This is a genomic window from Brevibacillus sp. LEMMJ03, from assembly GCF_007197875.1.
In the GTDB taxonomy this organism is placed as follows: Bacteria; Bacillota; Bacilli; order Brevibacillales; family Brevibacillaceae; genus Brevibacillus; species Brevibacillus thermoruber.
In genome coordinates this window covers 58840-80181 of sequence record NZ_VKJN01000009.1, presented here as the reverse complement: position 1 = coordinate 80181, position 21342 = coordinate 58840, and the positions used below count along the sequence as shown (strand labels likewise).

The following is a 21342-nucleotide window of genomic DNA, read 5'->3' as shown; positions in this document are numbered from 1 at the left end:
ACCGCGTCCAATGGAACGGGAGCAGTCTGGCCGTGCCTGCGCATTCGCGAAAAGGCCGAGTCGAATGCTCACAACACAACCTTCGCCGGGAGGAGGTGCTCACGATGGACCGCAAGCAAAAGACGGAAGTGAATGAAGACGTCTCGATCGATGGCACGCTTCCCCATCAGATCAGCGCACCCGATTTCAAAAACTCGACCCGCTCCATGCAAAAACCGTTCGTCAACGAACACGGCGTCGTGATTGGCGACAGCTTCTACAATTCGCCCGAATCGCCGCTCAACCAGTGGAGCACGGAGACGGACCCGTCCGTCATGTCCGGCGACAAATGGGTTCACCCGACCAACGACATCGGCTGGAACACGGCGGAAAACAAGGGTCTGCTGGAAGACAAGCCGCCCAAAGGGGTGCCGTTCATGCACCCGACTCACGACGTCAGCATCGGCAAGGATTGACGACGACGCTTGCGCCGCTGTGCCATCAGCGGCGTTTTTCCCGTTTATGGTACAATGGATGTACATGACCTGTGAGAGAGGAGTCCCATCATGAGCATCCACGTGACCATCGAACCGGCGTTTGCCCAGGCCTACCAGCGATACGCCGGATTTCGCCCCGGCGACACGCTGCGCCTGTACGTCCGCACGGGCGGTCCCGGCACCGGCGGCCTGTTTTACGCGATAGAAAAAGACGAGGTTCAGCCGGGCGACGCGGTCTTCGAGGTGGAGGGCATGCGCTTTGTGATCCGCCCGAACGACTTCTGGTACTTTGACGGCGCCGAACTGCGCTACAACGCCTTGTACGGGGAATACGGCTTTACCTTTCACAATCCGCGGCTGGACGCGTAGACACATCAAAAGCCGCCAAACCGGGCCCGCAGCCAGCCGGCCCCTTGCAGAGAAACTTTCCCCGCTGCTGTTCGTATATCCGGATGACAGCCTAGCATTACCGTTCGGGAGGAACTGGCATGAACAAAACCAGGTCGGCTCTATTGGCCCTTGGCGCTTTTCTGCTAACCAACCTGAAGTGGCTTGTGGGCCTCTTGAAATTTTCCAAATTCGGCACCACGCTGCTGTCGATGATCGTCAGCCTGTGGGCGTACGCCATGGTGTACGGCTGGAAATTCGCAGCAGCCATCGTCTATCTGATTTTTGTCCATGAAATGGGGCACGTCATCGCCGCCAAACGAAAGGGGATCAAAACGTCGCCGGCCGTGTTCATTCCCTTTGCCGGGGCGTTTATCGCGATGAAGGACCAGCCGCGCGACGCCGGCACCGAAGCGTACCTGGCCTACGGCGGGCCGCTGGCGGGCATGCTCGCCTTTTTGCCGGCCCTTCCCCTCTACTGGTGGACGCATGATCCGTTCTGGGCGCTGGTGATCTACCTCGGCGCGCTGCTCAACCTGTTTAACCTGCTGCCGGTCTCGCCGCTGGACGGCGGGCGGATCGTCTCCGTGCTGTCCACCAAACTCTGGTTCTTCGGCCTGCTCGGGCTGGGCGCCATGCTGTTAGCCAGCCCCGGTCCGATGATGGTCTTCATTTTTGTGATCGGGTTGATTACCTGGTGGAGCCGTGCGCGGGAAGGGTACCGGCAGCGCGTGCTGCGGTACGAAAAAGAAAAGCTGGAGGGCGTACTGCAGGAGATTGCCCGCTGGCCGCTTCTGGACTCGTCGATCGAGACCCGGGAACGGCTCTACGCCGAGAAGCAGGAGGCGTTCGCCGCCCAAGCGCCCAAAGGCTTCCTGATCCCGTTTTTGCAGGATGACAAACGCTTTGTCCGCGACCGCATCGCCATGGACAAGGAGTATGCGGAGCGGACCTGGGAATTGTTCCGGAAGTGGGAGCACGAACCGGTGCTGTTCGTGGACGGCGATCCGTCCCGTCCCGCTCCCTCCGCGCTGCTCACCGAAGCGGACCAGGCCGCCCGCCAACGGCTGGCCCAGGTGGAGGAGCTCCTGCACCGTCTGACGACGTATTATGAGGCACCGGCCTCCACCAAGTGGAAAGTGCTGATCGCCTATCTCGCCCTGGCCGGCGTGCTCTCCGCCTTCTTCGTCTACGGCCAGCACCTGCTGCACGTGCGCTGACGAGCCGCCTTTTCCGTACAGGCCTCTGCGGGCCGTTGCGGGAGCAAAAACACGTGAGACGGCCACCTTACCGCCGTTTTTCCCGGGCAGCGGGTCCCCAGGGGCCGGGACGCCGGTTTTTCGGCTTTGTGCATCAGGGGCCAATCTTGTATCATAAAAAAAGAATCAATCAAAATATTCCAGAGAGGATGACTGTTTGCTTGGAGAGTATTCCGATAGTGCTGAACCTGCTGCTTGTCGCTTTTCTCGTCTTTCTGAACGGCTTTTTCGTAGCCGCCGAATTCGCCCTCGTCAAAGTGCGCCAGACGCGTTTGACCCAACTGGTGAATGAAGGGCACAAACGGGCCGGCTTCGCGCAAAAAGTGACGCAAAAGCTGGACGCCTACCTGTCCGCCTGCCAGGTGGGGATTACGCTGGCCTCGCTTGGTCTGGGCTGGGTCGGTGAACCGGCGATTGCGCACATGATCGTCGAGCCGCTGCTGCACAACTTCGCGCTGCCCGACTACGTGATTTCCGCGATTTCGTTCGGCGTGGCCTTTGCCATCATCACGTTCCTGCACATCGTGTTGGGGGAACTGGCGCCGAAATCGCTGGCCATTCAGAAAGCGGAAGCGACCTCGCTGTGGGTGGCAGCACCGTTGATGCTGTTTTACAAGATAATGTACCCGGCCATCTGGGTCCTGAACGGAACCGCCAACCGGCTGCTGAAGTGGGCCGGACTGGAACCGGTGTCCGAACACGAAGCGGCCCACACGGAAGAGGAAATTCGCCTGCTGGTCAACCAGAGCCATCAAAGCGGCCACATCGACCAGACCGAACTTTCGCTCGTGGAGCACGTGTTTGACTTTTCCGAAACCCTGGCCCGGGAAGTCATGATCCCGCGCATCGACATGGTTTGCCTGTATACCTCCAACACGTTCGAGGAGAACCTTGAAATTATTCGCACCGAGCGCCACACGCGCTTTCCGGTGGCGAACGAAGATAAGGACAACATCGTCGGGTTTGTCCACGCAACCGACTTTTACCTGGCCGCCCTGCAGAACAAGGACGTGCGGCTGGAGGATTTCCTCCGCCCCGTGCTGACCGTACCGGAATCGATGGAGATCAGCCACGTGCTGCGGCTGATGCAGAAAAAGCGCTCGCAGTTGGCGATCGTCATCGACGAATACGGCGGAACGGCCGGTCTGGTCACCATGGAAGACATCCTGGAAGAGATCGTCGGCGACATTCAGGACGAGTTTGACACGGACGAACGTCCCGACATCGAAAAGACGGTCGACGGCCTGTCCGTCGCCGGGAAGACCCTGCTGACCGATCTGAACGACCACCTGCCGTTTGAACTGGTGTCCGAAGACGTCGATACCATTGGCGGCTGGCTGTACAGCCAGCTCGAAGAAGAGATTGCCGTCGGCGCTTCCGTCGAGTGGGAAAACCACCTGTTTACGGTCACCGACATGGACAATCACCGCGTGACGCGGATCGCAATCAAACAGTTGGTCCCCCCCGAAGCAGAACAACAGGAATCGCAATTGACGGTGGTGTAACAGCATACGACCGCAAGCCGGCATCTGCATTCGACAGATGCCGGCTTCTTCATGGTGAAAGACGTTTTCGCCCAGGCGGACTCCACGTATGTTTCGCGGGCCGCTAAAACAGCAGGAAGCCCAGGCTGATAATCGCGCCGGTGACGAACAGCATCATCAGGCAGTACCCCATGATGTCCCGCGCCCCCAGCCCCGCCAGAGCGAGTACCGGCAGCGCCCAGAACGGCTGGATCAGGTTCGTCCAGGCATCGCCCCAGGCGATCGCCATCGCCACTTTGGCATGGGAAACGCCCAGTTCAGTGGCGACCGGCATCATGATCGGCCCCTGCACCGCCCACTGACCGCCGCCGGAAGGGATGAAGACGTTGAGCAGGCCTGCGCTCCAGAAGGTAAACAGCGGGAAGGTGGTTGGCGTGGAGATGCTGATGAACCACTGCGAGATGCTGGCGGCCAGCCCCGACCCGGTCATCATCCCAATGATGCCGGCGTAAAACGGAAATTGCACAACGATCCCGGCGGTCGCCTTGACCGCTTCGTTCATGGCGTCGAGAAACTTGCGCGGTGTACCGTGCAGCAATATGCCGAGGAACAAAAACCCGAAGTTGACGATGTCCAGGTTGAGTTTGAAGCCGTTTTTCACAAAGTAGGCGATCAGAAAGACCAGGCCCAACGCGGAGATGAGCACGGACACGATCCGGCTGTTCTCCAGCCTGGCGGCGGGACTGTCCTCTGCTGTCGCAGCAGACGCGGCTGCCGTCTCTTCATGATCGATGCCCGGCCCCTTGTACACCACCGTATCCTTTTCCGCCGGCATCATCATCCGGTTGATCAGCGGCAGGGCGATCATGATGGCGATGACGATCGTCAGGTTCATCGGCGAAAAGAGCGTTTCCGACGTGGGAATCACTCCGATGACGTCCTGCAGGATGTGCTTCTCCGTGGCCACCGTCAACGGGACGGATCCGGACAGTCCGCCGTGCCAGACGACAAAACCGCCATACGCGCTGGCGATGAGCAGACGGTAATCCACTTTTTCCACCCGCTGGGCGATTTCCCGGGCCAGCAGGGCGCTGATGACGATCCCGAACCCCCAGTTGATCCAAGCCGCCAAACAGGAGACCAGGCTGGTCAGGACGATTGCCTGCCCCGGTGTTTTGACGGTGGAAGCCACCGAGCGCAATCCCCGCTTGCACAGGTCCGTGCTGGCCAACGTATGACCTGTGACAAGAATCAGCACCATCTGCATGGTGAAGCTGAGCAGTCCCCAGAAGCCGTCTCCCCAGTACGTTACCATCTCCAGCGGCGACTTACCGTTGACGGCCATTCCGGCAAAAAAGACGACGAACGTAAGGATAATGGCGAAGATAAAGGCGTCGGGCAGATAGCGCTGCACCAATCGGACCGACGCGTTGGTCATGGCTTGAAACACGTGACATTTCCCCCTTTTCGAAAGAATTGGCTGCCTTCCATTTTTGGAAGTAGCAAAAGGCATGCCAACCGTCAGCGAGGACAGGAGCCGCTTGGATGTATGCGCTTTCAAAACAATACTTGCCGGTCATTGACTACTTTTTGCACACGTTGACTCCAGTTTGCACAGTTCGTGTGCGTAACGGTGCAGCCCGTGTGCGTGTGGTCGGCACCTCTACTCCCACTCCTGACCGTCCAGCCCGTACGCTTCCAGCTTGTACAGGAGCGCGCGGCGGGAAATGCCCAGCCGTTTGGCCGTCCGCAGCCGGTTGCCCCGCTCTTTGCGCAGCGCGCGGACGATCGCTTCCCGCTCCACCTCGCGAATGATGTCCCGCATCGTCCGATTCTCGATGCGGATCGCGGCGAGGCCGTCTGCTGCGCCAGCCGGTTCGTTTTCCCTCGGGTGCACCTCCACGTGCTCCGGCAGGATGGCGGAGCCGCCGGCCAGCACCAGGGCGCGTTCGATGGTGTTCTCCAGTTGGCGGACGTTGCCCGGCCAGTCGTACGCCATCAGGACGTCCAGCGCAGCGGGCGAGAGATAGCAGCCCTCCTTGCCCAGCTCCCGGCCGTATTTGGCGAGAAAGTGCTGCACCAACAGCGGGATGTCTTCCTTTCGTTCCCGCAGCGGCGGCATGTGAATGGGAACGACGTGCAGCCGGTAGAACAGGTCTTCGCGAAACTGCCCCCGCCGTATCAGCTCCCGCAGGTCCCGGTTGGTGGCCGCGATGATCCGCACGTCGACCGGCACGGGTTCCACGCCGCCCAGCCGAACCAGCGTCCGATCCTGCAGCACGCGCAGCAGCTTGACCTGCAGCGGCATGCTCAGCTCGCCCACCTCGTCGAGAAACAGCGTGCCGCCGTCCGCCAGCTCAAACAGCCCCGGTTTGCGGCCGGCCGCCCCCGTAAACGCGCCCCGTTCGTAGCCGAACAGTTCGCTTTCCAGCAGGGTTTCCGGGATGGCGCCGCAGTTGACGGGGATCATCGGCTTGGCCGCGCGCGGGCTGTTGGCGTGTATCGCCCGGGCGATCAGCTCCTTGCCCGTTCCGCTCTCTCCCTGGATCAGCACCGTAGCTTTGGTCGTGCTGACCCGCCCGACCAGCTTGTACACCTCCTGCATCGCCGGACTCAACCCCACCAGCCCCGGCTGGTCCGTCAGCTCCTCCGTCGGCCTCCTGACCGCCCCCGCCGGTTCGTCCGGCTCGCGCTGATGCACCGCTCTGGCCACCACCTGCTTGATCCGTGCCACGTCAAACGGCTTTTGCACGTAGTCAAACGCTCCCAGCTTCATCGCTTCCATCACGTCCGCGGCGGACCCGTAGGCGGTCATCATCACCACGCTGGGACGCGGCCCGTCCACCTGCTGCAGCCGCCGCAGCGTCTCCATGCCATCCGGCTCCGGCATCCTGAGATCCAGGAGCATCACCTCGGGCCGAAAGCTGCGCACCAGTTCCAGCGCTTCCGCTCCGCCGGACGCCTCTCTCGTCTCGTACCCCGCCCTGCGCAGCGTCGTCGTCAGCGCCTTACGCACATTGGCCTCGTCATCGACCAGCAGCACCCGTTTTTTCATCCTCTTCCTCCTTTCTGTCGGTCGCCGGCAGCGTCACCGTGAACCGGACTCCTCCCGGCACGTTGCGGGCGCTGATCTGTCCCCCGTACGCCTGGACGATTCGTTGGGAGATCGCCAGCCCCAGCCCCGTCCCGGCCGGTTTGGTGGTAAAAAACGGATCAAACACGGACAGCAGGTGTTCTTCGGCGATGGGCGGGCCGTCGTTGGTGACGTGGATGCGCGCCTCCCGCTCGTCTCCCTCCGCCTCCACCCTGACGCTGCCGCCGTTCGGCATGGCCTGCTGCGCGTTGATCAATATGTTGAGAAACACCTGTTTCAGCAGTTCCGGCGAGGCCAATACAGCCGGCAGAGAAGCGGCGTACGTCTTTTCCACCGCAATGCCCTGCCTGGCCATGCCCGGCTCCACCAGCGCCAGCGTCTGGTCCAGCACGTCGCAAACGGACGAGGGGACGTGCCGCTCCTCGTTGGGGCGGGCGAACAGCAGCAGCTCGTCCGCAAAGCGGTTCAGCCGCTCCACTTCTTCCACGATGATCCCGGTGTACTCGCGGTTGTCGTGTCCGGGCGGCCATTCTTCCTCGAGGATTTGCGCAAACGCCTTGATCGACGTCAGCGGATTGCGCACTTCGTGGGCGATGCTGGCGGCCAGCTCGCCCACCACGGCCAGCCGTTTCGCCTGCGCCAGCTTGGCCTCCATCCGCTTCCACTCCGTCCGGTCGTCCAGCACGGCGATGGCACCCAGCACCTCTCCCGCCGGTCCGCGCCAGATGGAGGTGGTCACGTTGACAACCTGTGCTCCCCGCTCGCGGCGGGCGGGCCGCCACTCCGCGTCCCGGGCCGTCCGGCCGTGATGCAGGGCGTCGGTCAGCGCAGCCACCAGCACCTCCTCCTCCGCAAAGATGTCCGTATACGTCTGCCCCACCGCCTGCTCGGCCGCCAGTCCGGTCATCCGGGCTGCCGCGTCGTTCCAGGCGGTGATCCGTCCGCAGTGGTCAAGCGCGACGATGCCGCTGTCCATGCTCTGCACGATCGTCTCCGTATGGCTGCGGCTCGCCTGCAGGTCACTGGCCAGCTTGTTGATCGCGTCGGAAATCTCCCCCGGCTCGCCGTCCAGCCGTTTCATGCGAAAGGACAGGTCAAACCGCAGCCGCCTCAGCCCCGCCTTGATCTCGGCCAGGATCACTTCCAGCCGGTGCATGAGCAGACCGCTGGCCGCCGCCGCCACCATACAGCCGATGCCCAGGATGGCGTAGATGCTCTTCCGCATGCCCGCGAGCTGCACGTCGATGCTGCTCATCAGTTCGTTGGCCCAGGCGTAGCCGATGATCCGGCCATTGCGGGTCAGCGGGTGCATCGCGTTCATGATGTTCCCCCGCACCTGCTGGCCGACCGCCACCTCGACGACGCCGTCACGCATCACCCGCCGCCCGGGATGGTCGGGAGGGATCGACTTGCCCACGTAACGGCTCATCTCCTCGCTGGGATCGTACGTCACGATCGCGTCCAATCCCGCCGCGTAATAGCCGACCCCGATCCCCGGATGTGCGGCGGCGAGGCGGTCCGTCAGCGGCGCCAGAGCCCGGTTTAACGCCTCGATCTGCTGTTCCCGCGGCGCCGCCTGCATCCCCCGTTCCCGGAGCATGGCGTCAAAATCTTTCGACAACACGTAATCGAGCTGCTCCGTTACCGCGATCAGTTTTTGCTTTTTCTCCTCCAGCAGCGCCTGCTCGGCCGCTCTCAGCAAAACCGCTCCGGTGACGAGAATCGGCAGCACGGTCACGGCGATGACGGAGGCGACAAAGCGGATGCGGTACAGGTATGCTTTCACGAATGAATCCCGTCCCTTTTTGCTTTTGCCTTTTGGTGTGATCCTATTCTATCATACAACTGTATCCGTTTTTGAGATGTGCGAAAGGAGCTTGTCCATGATTCGAGTCTTGTTTGTCTGTCTCGGCAACATCTGCCGCTCGCCGATGGCGGAAGCCGTCTTCCGCCGGCTGGTGGAGGAGGAAGGGCTGGCGGAGCGAATCGCCATCGATTCGGCAGGCATCGGCGGATGGCACGCCGGTGAGCCGCCGCACGCCGGCACGCGCAAAGTCCTGAGCGAAAAGGGCATCCCGCACGACACCCTGCGGGCCCGTCAGATCACGCCGGTGGATTTTTCCGAATTTGACTACATCGTCTGCATGGACGAGGAAAACCTGTCCGCGCTGAAGCGCATGGCCCCGCCCGGCAAAGCTGTTTACCGCCTGCTGGACTTCGCGCCGCACCTGCCGGAGAGCGACGTGGAAGACCCGTATTACACCGGCCGGTTCGACTACGTCTACCAGTTGGTGGAGGCGGGCTGCCGCGGCCTGCTCGATCATATCAAGGCAAACGAAAGCCCCTCTGCGTGAGGGGCTTTTGCCTTATAGCCGCAAATCTATATGCTCGGCACACATCCCAAAAACGCTCTTTGGACATGTGTCCTTGCTCGGATGATCCGTCCTCCGCGTCACACCGCCACCGTCTCGTTCCCCGCCTGTTGTGCCAACCACGCGGTCGTTCGGCTGATCAGGCGCTGATACGCGTCGTGGGCGGAAAACGTATGATCGCCGCGGACGATGACCTCTGTCTCGCAGCGCCCCGTCTGCCGCAGGCGCAGCTCCCGTTCATAGTGAAAGACGGAATCGACCGGGATGACCTCGTCGCGGTTGCCGTGCAGGAGCAGCACGTCTCCTGTAAACCGCTTCGCCTCCCGCAGCGGTTCATATCCCCGCAGCGACTGGAAAAACGTATCCCGCAGCACGTACCCGCGATGGTCGGTCTGGCCGTACTGGAGCGCCTCCCGGTAGGATTCCTCTCCGACAATGCGGACGATGTCCTCAAACGGGCGGAGAACCGGCGCCCACAGCACCAATCCGTCCACCCGGCTGTCCCGGGCCGCGGTCAAGAGCGAGACGGCACCGCCCAGGCTGTGCCCGAGCAGAATCAGCTTGCCGGGAGCGCCCGATTCCATGTTCCTCACATGCTCCAGGACATCCCGTGTCTGCCGCAGCAGCGCATCCATCCCGCCCGCACCGTATTCACCCTCGCTCTCGCCGCATCCGGCGTAGTCGAACCGTACCACGTTGAAGCCATGCGCGGCCATGTCCCGTGCGGCTTTGACAAACAAGCGGTCCACACCGATCCGGCTGCCGACGAAGCCGTGGCAGATCAAGACGGTGATTCGGGAGAAAAGGTCCACCTGATTCCTGCAGCAAAAAAAGGACAGCGTGTTTCTGACGCTGTCCCTTCTTGTTCGTCCTGTCTGTCAATCAGGAAGCTTGTACCTGTTTGATGAACTCCTTCATCAACTGCGGCAGATCGTTCCAGGCATGGCCGGAAATCAGGTTGCGATCCACATGGAAGCGGGTTTCCACGTAGGTCGCCCCCGCTGCCTCCACCTCCGGACGGCACGCCATGTAGGCGGTCATCTTCCGTCCCTTGATCTCGTCAGCGATCACCGTCAAGGCCACGCTGGCGTGACACAGAATCATGATCGGCTTATCCTGTTGGAAGAAATGGCGGGCGATGCGGGGAAAATCCTTGTGCATCCGGATGTGTTCCGGAGCGCGCCCACCCGGAATGATCAGCGCGTCGTATTCTTCGGGGTTGATCTGTTCAAACGAAGCGTGGGCTTCCACCTGGTAGCCCCGTTTTTCCGTAAACGTCTGCCAGTCTTCAAAGTCGTGCACGACGGTATGGAGTACCTTTTTATCCGTAGGGGAAGCGATCGTTACCTCAAATCCTTCCTCCAGGCATCGATAATACGGGTAATACACTTCCAGTGCTTCCACGGCGTCGCCGGTCAGGATCAGCACTTTTTTCGACATTCTTGCGCCACTCCTTTACAATGGGTTATGTGACAGAAAATATTATAGTCATGTACGCCATCCTTTGGAAGCATGCACTTTTTCGTGCGATGGTTACGAAAAGGGTACTTTTGACGAAATACAAGCGAGCAAGGAGAAGGACATGTCTGACATTCGAAAAGAAATTCGGGAAAAAATCCGAAACGGAGATTTCAACTGCGAGAAGGAACTGACGCTGTCCATCATCAGCGGCAAGTGGAAAATCGTCATCCTGTGGCATCTCGGGGTGGAAGGGCCGCACCGCTTCAGCGAGCTGCAGCGGCTGTTCCCCAAAATTACCCACAAGATGCTGACCAGCCAATTGAAAGAATTGATCGAGGACGGCATCGTTCATCGGGAAGTCTACCCGGAAGTGCCTCCGCGTGTGGAGTATTCCTTGACGGAGCTGGGGATGACCCTGCTGCCCATCATTCAGATGATGTACGAATGGGGGAAAAAACGAATGGCCGCGATCCAAAAAGAGATGGGCCTCGCTGAACCGGAAGCCGAAGAGCCGTCAAAAAAGGGATAGCCGCTTGCCGCGCTATCCCTTTGCCTTTCCTTATGGTTATGGCTGCACGCTGTTTTTCGGCGGTGCCGCCAGGTCGCGCAAAATAGCCACTTCCACCCGCCTGTTTTTGGCCCGCCCTTCCGGCGTCGCGTTGCTGGCCACCGGATGGTACTCGCCCATGCCGGTCGCGCTGAACTTGGCCGGGTCGAGCTGCTTGTTTTCCAAGAGGACCTTCAAAAAGTTGACCGCCCGTTTGACGCTCAGGTCCCAGTTGGAGGGAAACTCCGGACGGTGAATCGGGACGTTGTCCGTATGTCCGGTGACCGTCACCTTTTTGGGGTGGGGCACCAGCATCGCCGCCAATTCCGTCGCCAGCTTCCGCGCCTCCGGCTTGAGGTCGGCCTTGCCCGAATCAAACAGCGCGTTGTCCAGGATGGTGATCAGGAGCCCTTCTTCCGTCATCCTGGTCTGGAGCTTGTCTTCCAGCTTGTTGCTGATGATGTATCCTTCCATCTGCTGCTGCAGCTTTTTCAAGTCTTCCGTTTCCTTGCGAATGGCCTCTTCCAGCTTCCGCTCTTCTTCCGTCTTTTCCCGTTCCGCCTGCTGCCCCTTGTGCAGGGTCTGCTGGGCGAGGGTCGGATCGAGCGGCACCGGGCTCGGCTGGTTCAGCACGCTCAGCCCGCCGTTCAGCGCGACGTTGAAGGAGCGGACCAGTTGGTCAAATTTCTGCGCATCCAGCTTGCTGGACGCAAACAGGACGATGAACAGCGCGAGCAAAAGCGTCAGCAGGTCTGCATACGGAATCAGCCAGGTCTCGTCCATGTGCTCCTCGTGGTGAGCCTGACGTTTTTGTCGTCTAGCCATTTACCACGGCCTCCTCCTCCTTCTTCTCATCCTTCGCCCCCACGCGTTCCTGGGTCGGGATGTAGACCAGGAGCTTTTGCTCGATGGCCGCCGGCGATACGCCCGCCTGAATGGAGAGCAGCCCCTCCACCATGATCTTCTTGATCTCGATTTCCTGCTTGGATTTGCGCTTCAGCTTGTTGGAGAACGGGTGCCACAGCACGTACCCCGTAAAAATCCCGAGCAGGGTAGCGACGAACGCCGCCGCGATGGACTGCCCCAGCGCATTGACATCACTCATGTTGCCCAGTGCGGCGATCAGGCCGACCACCGCCCCCAATACCCCGAGCGTCGGGGCGTAGCTGCCCGCCTGGGAAAAAATTTGCGCGCCCGCTTGATGGCGCTCCTCGATCGAGTGGATTTCTTCATTGAGCACGTCGCGGACAAACTCCGGTTCGCCGCCGTCGATGATCATCTTCATGCCGTTTCGCAGGAACGGATCTTCAATCTCATCGGAGGTGTTCTCCAGCGCCAGCAGGCCTTCGCGGCGGGCGATGGAGGCCCAGTTCATGAACTGGTCGATCAGCTCCCGCTTGGACGGCAGCTTTTGTTCGGTAAACAGTACGCGAAACAACGCCGGAATCCGTTTGATTTCCGACAGGGGGAACGCGTTGAACACGGAGGCAGCCGTACCCACGATAATGATCATAAACGCTGCCGGATTGATCAACGATGTCAGGCTGGCGTGTTTCAGCACCATCCCGACACCTACTGCGAGGATGCCTAGTACAATACCGATCAAGGTCGACTTTTCCATGGTGACACTCCCTACTTCCCGTAATCAAAAATCTCTATATATATGGTTTCGGTATTTCCGCTCCGGGTTGTGAGAGGAAGTTGAGGAAAAATCGAAACTCTTTGTGACGCCACGGAGCCAAACCGCTCAGCCAAACCACTGAATCAGCCCGATCATGACCAGGAGGCCGATAATAAACGAAAAGGTGGCCGACCGCTCGTGCCCGTCGCCGTGACTCTCGGGAATCAGTTCCTTGTAAACGATAAACAGCATCGCGCCGGCGGCAAACGACAGGCCGTAGGGGACCAGTCCCTCCACAACCGCCGTCAGGTGGTAGCCGACCAAGGCGGAGACGACCTCCACCGAGCCGGTCAGCGTAGCGAGCAGGAACGCCTTGAAGCGGCTTACCCGCTGATTGATCAGAAACAGGGCGACGAGGAAGCCCTCCGGGGCGTTTTGCACTCCGATCGCAAAGGCGATCAGCCCGCCCAGTCCGGTCTGCTCGGCGGAGTAGCTCACCCCCACGGAGAGCCCCTCCGGTATGTTGTGCAGCGTGATGGCCGACAGAATCAACACCGCCTGCGTATCCATCGAGATGTTGACCCGCGTGTGCTCCAGTTCGATGTGCGGAATGACGCTTTCCAGCACGGTCAGCACAAGCGTTCCGGTCAACACGCCGAGACAGACGACGACAAACCGCTCTTCCGCCAGCGCCTGCGGAATGAGACTGAAGGTGGCTGCCGCCATCATGATGCCCGCTGTAAAGGCAAGCAAGATATCCCGCCAGCGGTGCGTCACCGTTTTAAAAAAGAGAATCGGCAAGGCTCCTGCGCCCGTGGCCAACGCCGACAGCAGACTCCCGATGACCAGTTGTTCCATTCCCACTCCTCCAGCGCTTCGTGTCGACGATACCCACATGATACCACGGAGAGCGGACAGGAAGGAAACAGGTAGGTGTCCGTCGATCCCGGGCGCCGGACTCCCGGATCCCCTCTTTTCCGCCTGCACGCAAAAACAGCGCCGTCCAAAACGGCGCTGTCAGTGTCCGAGAGCGAGTATCTGTTCCGTCCGCTTTTCTTCGTTCAGAAGCGGGCATGTGTAGCAGCACCGGCCTCCCGCCAGGCGGTACTGGAAGCAGCATTGGCGGCGGATGCGGATCGGCCGGTCCGGCTGCTTGGGATGGGAGACGACGGTAAAGCTGGTGTCAAGCGGATTGCCTGTTGTCAGGCCGAACAGGTCCGGCCCGGCCTCGCGGCAAAGAAAACGGAAATCGGCGGCAAGCTGCCCGCGAAGCGCAGACAGCTCGTCCCGCTGCTGCCAGTCCTCGTAATAGTAGTGCACGATGTAGGCGGTATGCGCCCACAAAACGTTCGCGTGTATGCCGGTAACCGCAGACAGGGTCGCAATCAGCGGTTGAACCGTTTCGGCAAAAAAGCGGCGCAGCACCTGTTCCCGCCAGACGTCCCGCCCCGGGCCGCCGGGCGTGCTGACACTCCCGTCGCGCAGGACAAACCGGGGAAGGGCCCAGTTTTTCTCAGCGGTCAAGAGAACGTTGCCCAGCGACAAATCGAGCCCGGCCGAATGGACGGACATGGCGTACAAGCCGCCGCAAATCACGGTCAGGAAGCGTTTGAAGAAGATGGACGCCGTCACCACGGCCGTGGGGGAACCGATCTGCTCGCCCACCTGGCGCAAAAACGGCTTGACGGTCTCTTTCCGCAGGAGACCGTCTGCGGCAAACACCAGCGGCGCCGTCACTTCCCCTGCGATCGAGAGGCGGTATGTTTGTTCCAAGACGGACAGGTTCAATTCGGAGGACATGGGCGACTTCCTTTCGTGTTCTCTCCTTGCAGTATGTTCAACTACAATGATTTTCATTATCATCCTTGTGCTGATTTCCATTATAAGACGCCCTCCCTCCCGGCACAAGGGCACGGCGACGAAATCGGCACAACCGATGCATACGATTTCCATGTACCGCCAGAATAACAATGTAACCACGAAAAGGAGGGCTGTTATGTCACTGATTCCCTATGAACCATTTCGCCATCTGGAGAACGTGCGCCGGGAGCTGGACCGCTTCTTTACCACCGGATTGCCCGGCCTCTTTGCCGGCACGGAGGGGTTCCTGTCCACTCCCCGCATCGACGTGTACGAGACGGATACGGAAGTGGTCGCGACGTGTGACATTCCCGGTCTGGAAAAAAAGGAAGACGTGCAGATCGATATCGAGAACAACGTCCTGACCATAACCGGCAGCATCAACAAGGTCAACGAGGTGAAGGAAGACCGGATGCACCGGCAGGAGCGGTTCTCCGGCCGCTTTTCCCGCTCCGTCACGCTCCCTGCCCGTGTCTCTTCGGAAGGGGTAAAAGCCACCTACAAAAACGGCGTCCTGGAAGTGCGCATCCCCAAGGCGCATCCGGATGAGAAGCGGCGCATTGACGTGGAGTTTCACTAGATTCCCGGCAGCATGGAACAACGCCTCCCCGCACAGGGAGGCGTTGTTTTTTGGGCCAGGCGCTCTGGACCGGCGGCCGGGAACGGTTCACCGGAGGGGGTGACGTCCGGAGCCCCTTCCTCCCTTTACGTCTCCGACCGGTACGTTTTCCCCAGTTCCGGACTCAGCCCGAAATAGTGGCGGAAGTTGTAGATCAGCGGATTCCAGGCGTTCGGGTTGACATGGTGCCGCCCCAGGACGATGTCCTCCCGGGCGTGGACGCGCAGCACCTCCGTCTCGACGATGGCAAAGAACCCGTCGTACTCGGGGGTGCGGATATGGCGAACCGCCGCTTCCAACTGCAGCGGGCATTCGGCAATCCGCTCCGGCGCCACCGTCTCGGCAGGCTGGGCGGTCAGGCCTGCGGCGGCAAACTTCCGCTTTTCGTGGCGAAAGCCCAGCGCCTGTTTGTAGTCCGGCACCGGGTCCCGCCCGGTAAGCGGCGCGAGCGCTTCCACCTGCCGCCACATCGCCGCCTCGGGGATGTTCAGCACGCATTCCGGATGCCGCTTGAGATTGTCCAATCCTTTCGACCCGCCTCCGATGCCCAGCACCACGTAACGGCCCAGCGCCCACGAGGAGGAGATCGGGCTGATGTTGGTGCTGCCGTCTTCGTTTAACGTGGTCAGCAGGATGACAGGCGTTCCGTAGTAAAGAATCTTGGGTTGGATGGTGACGTGATGGATCATGGTGGGTTCGGCCTCCCTGTACTGCGAGATCGTCTTCGGCCCCCATTGTAAACGACAGTTATTTCCACTACGATCGAAGTATGCCTGCACACGGAGGTGTTCTTTCGATGACCCACACCGGCTTTGCACAGACCGCTTCTCTGATCGGCGACCCGTCCCGCGCGGCCATGCTGCTCCAGTTGATGGACGGACGCGCCCTGCCGGCCGGCGAACTGGCCCGCCGGGCACGCATTTCGCCGCAGACGGCCAGCGCCCATCTGGGGAAGCTCGTGGCGGGCGGCCTGCTCGCTCTGGAGACGCACGGACGGCACCGCTACTACCGGCTGCGCGGTCCCGAAGTGGCTCAGGCGTTGGAGGGGCTCTTGATCCTCTCCCCGCCCGGTCCGGTCCGTTCGCTGCGCGAGTCGGAGGAGCGGAAGGCGCTGCGCTTTGCCCGCACCTGCTACGACCACCTGGCCGGCCGGGTCGGCGTCCGGCTTGCCGAGCAGTTGACCCACCGCGGCTGGCTGACGCGACTCGACGCTCCCTCCGCAGCGGGGAAGTGGGAGTTGACCCCCGCTGGCGAGGAGGCGCTGGCCGCCTTCGGGCTGGACATCCCTGCCCTCAGACGAAGCCGCCGCGCGTTCGCCCGCCCCTGTCTGGACTGGATGGAACGGCGCCACCACCTCGCCGGGGCGCTCGGCGCCGCCTTGACCGCCCGCCTGTTCGAACTGGGCTGGCTGAGACGGCATCCTTCCTCCCGCGCCGTCATCCTGACCGAAGCGGGACGAACGGGATTGCACGACGCCTTTGGCGTTTCCCCCGACACAGACGAAAACGGGCGGGAATCGTAGCGTTCCGCCCGTTTGCCGCTCCATGCTGTGCCTTGAACCTGTCCCCCGATTTTGTCGATATCAGTATCGATCTGCTTTTTTACCCCCGCCTCTCCCCACGGGTAAACCAGGTATTCGGGGGGCGAAAAGGGAGCTCGACCTGCGCGCGCTTCTGTAGGATAATGGAACAAACGCAAGAGAGACAAGGAACAACGGAACAGGGTAACGGAAAAGGAGGAACCCATCGTGCGACACTACGACGCGATTGTCATCGGAGCCGGTTCAATGGGCATGGCCGCGGGGTATTACCTGGCCCGGCAGGGGGTCAAAACGCTGCTTCTGGATTCCGGCGATCCGCCTCACCAATGGGGGAGCCATCACGGGGATACCCGGATCATCCGGTACGCGTACGGAGAAGGCAGGCTGTACGTGCCGCTGGCGCTCAGGGCCAAAGAGCTGTGGAGCGAGCTGGCCGAAGAAACAGGAAAGCGCCTGTTCGTGCAGACAGGCGTCCTCAGCGCGGGGCTGGCGGACGCGCCGTTCTTGCGGGAGGTGCAGGAGAGTGCGGCGCAATACTCGCTGCCGCTGGAGGTGCTGGACGCGGCGGAAGTCGGGCGGCGCTGGCCGGGCATCCGTCTGCCCGCGGAGTTTATCGGCTGTTTTGAACCGACATCGGGCGTTCTCTACAGCGAAGAGTGCATCCGCGCCTACCGCAGCCGGGCGCTGGTCTGCGGCGCGGAGCTGCGCACCGGCGAGCGGGTGACCGGCATTCGGGCGGAGCGGGACGGTGCCATCGTGCAAACGCAGACAGACACCTACAGCGGGAGTACGCTGCTGATCAGCGCCGGCGCCTGGAACGCCGGGCTGCTGGCATCGCTCGGCCTCTCCCTGCCGCTCACCCCCACCCGCAAAACCGTCTCCTGGTTTGCCGCGGACGAGCAGCTCTACAGCGCCGATCGCTTTCCTGCCTTTCTTTTCACACTGGCCGATTCGATGTTTTACGGCTTTCCCAGCCTGGACGGCGCGGGGGTCAAGGTGGGGCGGCACGACGGCGGGCAGCCGGCCGACCCGGACCTGCTGGACCGGACGTTTGGCCTTTATTCCTCGGACGAAGCGGATACGCGGTCGTTCCTGGAACGGTTTATGCCCCAGGCCGCCGGGCCGCTCCGCCAGGGCAAGGTCTGCCTGTACACGTATACACCCGACGAACACTTCATCATCGATCGTCATCCCGAATATCCCCATATCGTCATCGCCGCCGGTTTTTCCGGCCACGGGTTCAAATTCGCCAGCGCCGTGGGAGAAGCGGCCAGCCAGTTGATCACCCGGGGGAAATCGGAAATCGACCTGTCTCTGTTTGCGGTGACCCGTTTCTAATCGATCGCGCAAACAGCCTCGCCCTGTCAGGGGCGAGGCTGCCAGACTGAGACAAACCGATTGGATCGAAGGAGAAGCATTGTTTCCTGGCAGATCGACTTGTGAGCCCTACCGAGCGGAGCAGCGATGTGCAGGAAAAAGAGCGCCACCTTGACATAGGCTGCGCAGCGATACGACTTTGGCAATCCCCCGTTCCACTACGCCTCCCAGACGGACGAGCCGATCCGGGCGATGATCCGCTCCCATGTCGGCAGCGGCTCCGCGTGTGAAGCCTGGGCGAACGAACTGCCCTCAAACTGGGACAAATACGCAAACCCGGGCCGCGTCGCCCGATCAGTCAGGTAGGCGGACCGGGTGGCTCCCGGTCTCCGCTGCCGGTTGAGATGGTGGATGATCATCTCGGCCGGACCGATGCCGATGCCGTGACCGTAGTACTCGCCCCCTCCCAGCACCACCGCGTTTTCTCCCTGCCACTCCGGTGTGTTCGGATTGAAGTCGGGGTTTTCAAAATACACAATGTCCCCCGGCAGGAAGGACGTCGTCTGTACCGTTGCCAACCGCAGGTCCTGGTCGTACCGCCAATCGTACAGGAGCATTCCGGAAAACAGCCGGTCAAAGTCGGACCGCCGAATCGACTGCAGCACGGCGTAATAGATCACGACCACCATCGCCGTGGCGCACTCCAGCGCATATGCCCGGCCGCGGCGGAAAATATCCTCGATGGCGACGGACGGCGGCACGTTTTCCCGGAGAAGGCACCCGCCGTACTCGGTTTTGATCCAAAACTCCTCGTTGCACCTCGTCCGTTCGAAAGTGGCGAATGCCAGCCCGCTGTGGGCAAGCGCCACGGCCGATTTCACCATCCGGTCGCGCAGCTTCAGTTCAAACCGCAGCACCTGGGCCGAGGGATACGCGTACACGTCCCGACTGCGCGCCATGGCCGTCACAACATCCCGCTGTCCCCCGGATAACGACCACGCTCCCAGCAGATCGGACGGATCGACCGGTGAACCCGCGATTGTAATCATGCTATCACCTCTCCCTAACCGGATCCTTGTAAATGTCTATGCGACGAGGCGGGGAATATCACCCCCATCTCCGCTTCGGATCCCGCGTCGAGGTGCGCATTCCCGCTAGGCCAGCCACGTCTGAATCACCGGCAGCAGGAGAAACGCCCACACCACGGTGATGAGCGCGCCGGCGATCACGGCCAGCGTGGAAGAGCTTCCCTCCAGATCGCCCCGCTCAAACGCCTTGACCATGCCCAGCACATGTGCCCCCATGCCGTACATCAGCCCGATCGACACGGGCCGGCGGAGAGCGCAGCGCTTGATGATTGCCGGTGCCATAAAGACGCCTGCAAAACTGGTCAGCATGCCAAACACGGCCGTCAGCGACGGCACCCCGCCGATCGCCTGCGACAAGCCGACGGCGATCGGCATTGTGATGGAACGGGGGATTACGCTGATTGCCGCCGTTTCCCCCAGGCCCACGAGCATCGCCGTCGAGACGCCGGCGATGATGGACACCAGCGAACCGGCAGCCAAGCTGCACACAATGATCCGCCAGTTGGCGGCGAGGATCGTCCAGTTCCGGTACAGAGGGACGGCAAACGCCACCGTCACCACGCCCAGCATCTCGTTTAAAAAGGAGGTGGCTTCACTGTATACCTCGTAGGGCAGACCGGTGACGGCCAGCACCGCGATCACCGCCGCCGGGGTCAGCACGGCGGGAGAGAACAGCAGGCCCGGCCTGCGCCGGTTGAGCCGCTTGCTGATCCAGTAGAAGAGGACGGTCAGCGGCAAGCTACACACGTTCCACGGAATCATGCCGCTCCCCCTCCCCCATCCGGTGCAGCCGCTCGGATACGACACCGGTGGCCGCCATCACCAGCGCGGTTCCGCTCAACACGACGACAAGCACCAACAGCCCCTTTGCGCCCAGCAGCCACGGGTACTGCACAATCCCGACGATAGCCGGCACGAAGAACAGGATCATGTCGCCAAAGAGCAGCGCCGCTCCCGCTTCCACCCACGTGAGCCGCACCCATCCCGCCTGCAGGGCGAGAAACAGCAGCAGCAGCCCGATCAGGGAGCCGGGCACGTGCAGGTGGAAAAGCGCCGCGACCGCCTTTCCCAACCAGGAAAACAGGAGCAGAAGCAGCAGTTGCGGGATCGCCTGCAGCCATTTTTTCATCGAGACCGCCTCCTCCGGACATGCCAAGTGGTTACGTTCATTCTACGCGGTCCCGATTCCATTCGTACAATACATAATCGTCATCGAATCGATGCCTGTTGGTTATGATGTGAGGTGCTGTTGAACAAAGGCGATAAACGCCCGCGCCGCGTGCGACAAATAGCCGTCCTTGCGGTAGATCAGCGCGTACTGCCAGTCGATCGGCGGCGAAGAGATGCGGACGGTTTTCAGGAGGCTGTTGTTGAGCCGCCTGGCTACGGAACGGGGAACCAGTGAGATGCCCAGCCGGGTCGCGACCATTTCCCCGACGAAATCCCAGAGCGAACTCATGTAGGCGACATGCGGCTCAAACCCGGAGCGCCTGCACGCCTGCCGCACCACATCGTGCAGGGCGTACTCCTCGGTGAACAGGATAAACGACTCGGCCTTCAGTTCCGCCAGACTGACCGACTCCCTGCCGGAAAGCCAATGCTCCCGGTGAACGATGGCAACCAGGTCCTCCGCCGAGAGCGGAACGGCGGCAAATGATTGCGTGTTGACCGGGAGCACCGTCAGCCCGACGTCGATGTGTCCCTGCTCCACCTGCACCTCCAGCCGCTTGGCGCTGTACTCCCTCATCTCCATGTCGATGCCGGGGTATTCCTGCTTGAACCGGGCAATCACATGGGGCAGCAGAAACGACCCGACCGTCGGCATCATGCCGATTTTGACTTTGCCCCGCTGCAGGTTTCTCATCTCGGCGACAGAGGCAGTGAGGCTCTCCATCAACTGAAGCACCTTGGTCGCATGCTCGTACACCAGCTCGCCCGCGTCGGTCAGCTCCATCTTCCGGTCGCTCCGATCCAGGAGCGTCACCCCGAGCTCCGCTTCCAGGCTTTTGATCATCTTGCTGATGGACGGCTGGGAGACGTGCAGGACCTCCGCCGCCCGCGTAAAGCTCCGCTGCTTCACCACTTCGGCAAAATACTGAAGCTGCCTGATGTCCATGGCTCTGCCTCCTCCTCGCGCAGCTCGTCTGTCCTTCCAGATTACCACACATGTCCGCGCGCGCAGAAATCCTCCCGCCTCCGGGTCCGTCTCCCACTTCC

General features: G+C 61.4%; 23 protein-coding genes. 9 read left to right on the top strand and 14 right to left on the bottom strand.

The window, feature by feature from the left end; all coding sequences use genetic code 11:
- The first annotated feature begins 104 nt into the window (after positions 1–104).
- From FOI68_RS13015 to FOI68_RS13000, 4 genes are all read left to right on the top strand, one after another.
- Complete coding sequence (locus FOI68_RS13015; RefSeq protein ID WP_029100701.1) at positions 105–455, top strand: DUF3905 domain-containing protein; 351 nt, start codon at positions 105–107, stop codon at positions 453–455.
- A gap of 90 nt (positions 456–545) precedes the next feature.
- Positions 546–845, top strand: coding sequence for an iron-sulfur cluster biosynthesis family protein (locus FOI68_RS13010; RefSeq protein WP_029100702.1), 300 nt, complete (start codon positions 546–548; stop codon positions 843–845).
- A 119-nt stretch (positions 846–964) separates the two neighbouring features.
- The gene (locus FOI68_RS13005; protein WP_029100703.1) at positions 965–2083 is read left to right on the top strand and encodes a site-2 protease family protein; all 1119 of its coding nucleotides are present in this window, start codon (positions 965–967) and stop codon (positions 2081–2083) included.
- 200 nt (positions 2084–2283) lie between these two features.
- A complete protein-coding gene (locus FOI68_RS13000; protein ID WP_029100704.1) occupies positions 2284–3627 on the top strand; it encodes a hemolysin family protein in 1344 nt (447 codons plus the stop codon).
- A gap of 103 nt (positions 3628–3730) precedes the next feature.
- Here FOI68_RS13000 and FOI68_RS12995 read toward each other — a convergent pair whose 3' ends face one another.
- From FOI68_RS12995 to atoS, 3 genes are all read right to left on the bottom strand, one after another.
- Positions 3731–5056, bottom strand: coding sequence for a short-chain fatty acid transporter (locus FOI68_RS12995; RefSeq protein WP_143863435.1), 1326 nt, complete (start codon positions 5054–5056; stop codon positions 3731–3733).
- Positions 5057–5269: 213 nt separating this feature from the next.
- Positions 5270–6661, bottom strand: coding sequence for a sigma-54-dependent transcriptional regulator (locus FOI68_RS12990; RefSeq protein ID WP_143863434.1), 1392 nt, complete (start codon positions 6659–6661; stop codon positions 5270–5272).
- The gene (gene atoS / locus FOI68_RS12985; protein ID WP_143863433.1) at positions 6633–8486 is read right to left on the bottom strand and encodes a two-component system sensor histidine kinase AtoS; all 1854 of its coding nucleotides are present in this window, start codon (positions 8484–8486) and stop codon (positions 6633–6635) included. Before atoS ends, FOI68_RS12990 begins: the two co-directional genes overlap by 29 nt.
- Before the next feature lie 97 nt (positions 8487–8583).
- On the opposite strand from atoS, the gene FOI68_RS12980 reads away from it, so the two are divergent.
- On the top strand, positions 8584–9054 hold the full coding sequence (locus FOI68_RS12980; protein WP_029100708.1) for a low molecular weight protein-tyrosine-phosphatase: 471 nt from the start codon (positions 8584–8586) through the stop codon (positions 9052–9054).
- Between the two features lie 98 nt (positions 9055–9152).
- Here FOI68_RS12980 and FOI68_RS12975 read toward each other — a convergent pair whose 3' ends face one another.
- Together FOI68_RS12975 and FOI68_RS12970 are read right to left on the bottom strand one after the other, a co-directional pair.
- The gene (locus FOI68_RS12975; RefSeq protein ID WP_238551016.1) at positions 9153–9884 is read right to left on the bottom strand and encodes an alpha/beta hydrolase family protein; all 732 of its coding nucleotides are present in this window, start codon (positions 9882–9884) and stop codon (positions 9153–9155) included.
- Between the two features lie 70 nt (positions 9885–9954).
- Positions 9955–10512, bottom strand: coding sequence for a DJ-1/PfpI family protein (locus FOI68_RS12970; RefSeq protein ID WP_029100711.1), 558 nt, complete (start codon positions 10510–10512; stop codon positions 9955–9957).
- Between the two features lie 142 nt (positions 10513–10654).
- Here FOI68_RS12970 and FOI68_RS12965 point away from each other — a divergent pair, with 142 nt between their 5' ends.
- Positions 10655–11062: a winged helix-turn-helix transcriptional regulator gene (locus tag FOI68_RS12965; protein ID WP_143863431.1), complete on the top strand. Its 408-nt coding sequence runs from the start codon at positions 10655–10657 to the stop codon at positions 11060–11062.
- A gap of 36 nt (positions 11063–11098) precedes the next feature.
- On the opposite strand, the gene motB is transcribed toward FOI68_RS12965, so the two are convergent.
- The 4 genes from motB to FOI68_RS12945 form a co-directional block, all read right to left on the bottom strand.
- Positions 11099–11905 (bottom strand): flagellar motor protein MotB, encoded by an 807-nt coding sequence (gene motB, locus FOI68_RS12960; protein ID WP_044897081.1) that lies wholly within the window; start codon positions 11903–11905, stop codon positions 11099–11101.
- Positions 11898–12701 (bottom strand): flagellar motor stator protein MotA, encoded by an 804-nt coding sequence (motA, locus tag FOI68_RS12955; protein ID WP_035299045.1) that lies wholly within the window; start codon positions 12699–12701, stop codon positions 11898–11900. The genes motB and motA overlap by 8 nt, the downstream gene beginning before the upstream one ends.
- Positions 12702–12827: 126 nt before the next feature.
- Complete coding sequence (locus FOI68_RS12950; protein ID WP_044897080.1) at positions 12828–13559, bottom strand: ZIP family metal transporter; 732 nt, start codon at positions 13557–13559, stop codon at positions 12828–12830.
- A gap of 159 nt (positions 13560–13718) precedes the next feature.
- Positions 13719–14501, bottom strand: coding sequence for an IucA/IucC family C-terminal-domain containing protein (locus tag FOI68_RS12945; RefSeq protein WP_185973943.1), 783 nt, complete (start codon positions 14499–14501; stop codon positions 13719–13721).
- 196 nt (positions 14502–14697) lie between these two features.
- Here FOI68_RS12945 and FOI68_RS12940 point away from each other — a divergent pair, with 196 nt between their 5' ends.
- The gene (locus FOI68_RS12940; protein ID WP_029100717.1) at positions 14698–15141 is read left to right on the top strand and encodes an Hsp20/alpha crystallin family protein; all 444 of its coding nucleotides are present in this window, start codon (positions 14698–14700) and stop codon (positions 15139–15141) included.
- A gap of 125 nt (positions 15142–15266) precedes the next feature.
- On the opposite strand, the gene FOI68_RS12935 is transcribed toward FOI68_RS12940, so the two are convergent.
- Positions 15267–15869, bottom strand: coding sequence for a flavin reductase family protein (locus FOI68_RS12935; protein WP_143863429.1), 603 nt, complete (start codon positions 15867–15869; stop codon positions 15267–15269).
- 107 nt (positions 15870–15976) lie between these two features.
- On the opposite strand from FOI68_RS12935, the gene FOI68_RS12930 reads away from it, so the two are divergent.
- Both FOI68_RS12930 and solA read left to right on the top strand, forming a co-directional pair.
- A complete protein-coding gene (locus FOI68_RS12930; protein WP_143863428.1) occupies positions 15977–16702 on the top strand; it encodes an ArsR/SmtB family transcription factor in 726 nt (241 codons plus the stop codon).
- Positions 16703–16927: 225 nt separating this feature from the next.
- On the top strand, positions 16928–18058 hold the full coding sequence (gene solA / locus FOI68_RS12925; RefSeq protein WP_143863427.1) for an N-methyl-L-tryptophan oxidase: 1131 nt from the start codon (positions 16928–16930) through the stop codon (positions 18056–18058).
- A gap of 197 nt (positions 18059–18255) precedes the next feature.
- On the opposite strand, the gene FOI68_RS12920 is transcribed toward solA, so the two are convergent.
- The 4 genes from FOI68_RS12920 to FOI68_RS12905 all read right to left on the bottom strand — a co-directional run bounded on the left by FOI68_RS12920 (position 18256) and on the right by FOI68_RS12905 (position 21241).
- The gene (locus FOI68_RS12920; protein ID WP_143863426.1) at positions 18256–19086 is read right to left on the bottom strand and encodes a protein-glutamine gamma-glutamyltransferase; all 831 of its coding nucleotides are present in this window, start codon (positions 19084–19086) and stop codon (positions 18256–18258) included.
- A 105-nt stretch (positions 19087–19191) separates the two neighbouring features.
- A complete protein-coding gene (locus FOI68_RS12915) occupies positions 19192–19887 on the bottom strand; it encodes an LrgB family protein (protein WP_044897074.1) in 696 nt (231 codons plus the stop codon).
- Complete coding sequence (locus tag FOI68_RS12910) at positions 19865–20254, bottom strand: CidA/LrgA family protein (RefSeq protein WP_143863425.1); 390 nt, start codon at positions 20252–20254, stop codon at positions 19865–19867. Before FOI68_RS12910 ends, FOI68_RS12915 begins: the two co-directional genes overlap by 23 nt.
- Before the next feature lie 102 nt (positions 20255–20356).
- Entirely contained in the window at positions 20357–21241 is an 885-nt protein-coding gene (locus FOI68_RS12905) for a LysR family transcriptional regulator (RefSeq protein ID WP_143863424.1), read from the bottom strand.
- Between the last annotated feature and the right edge of the window lie 101 nt (positions 21242–21342).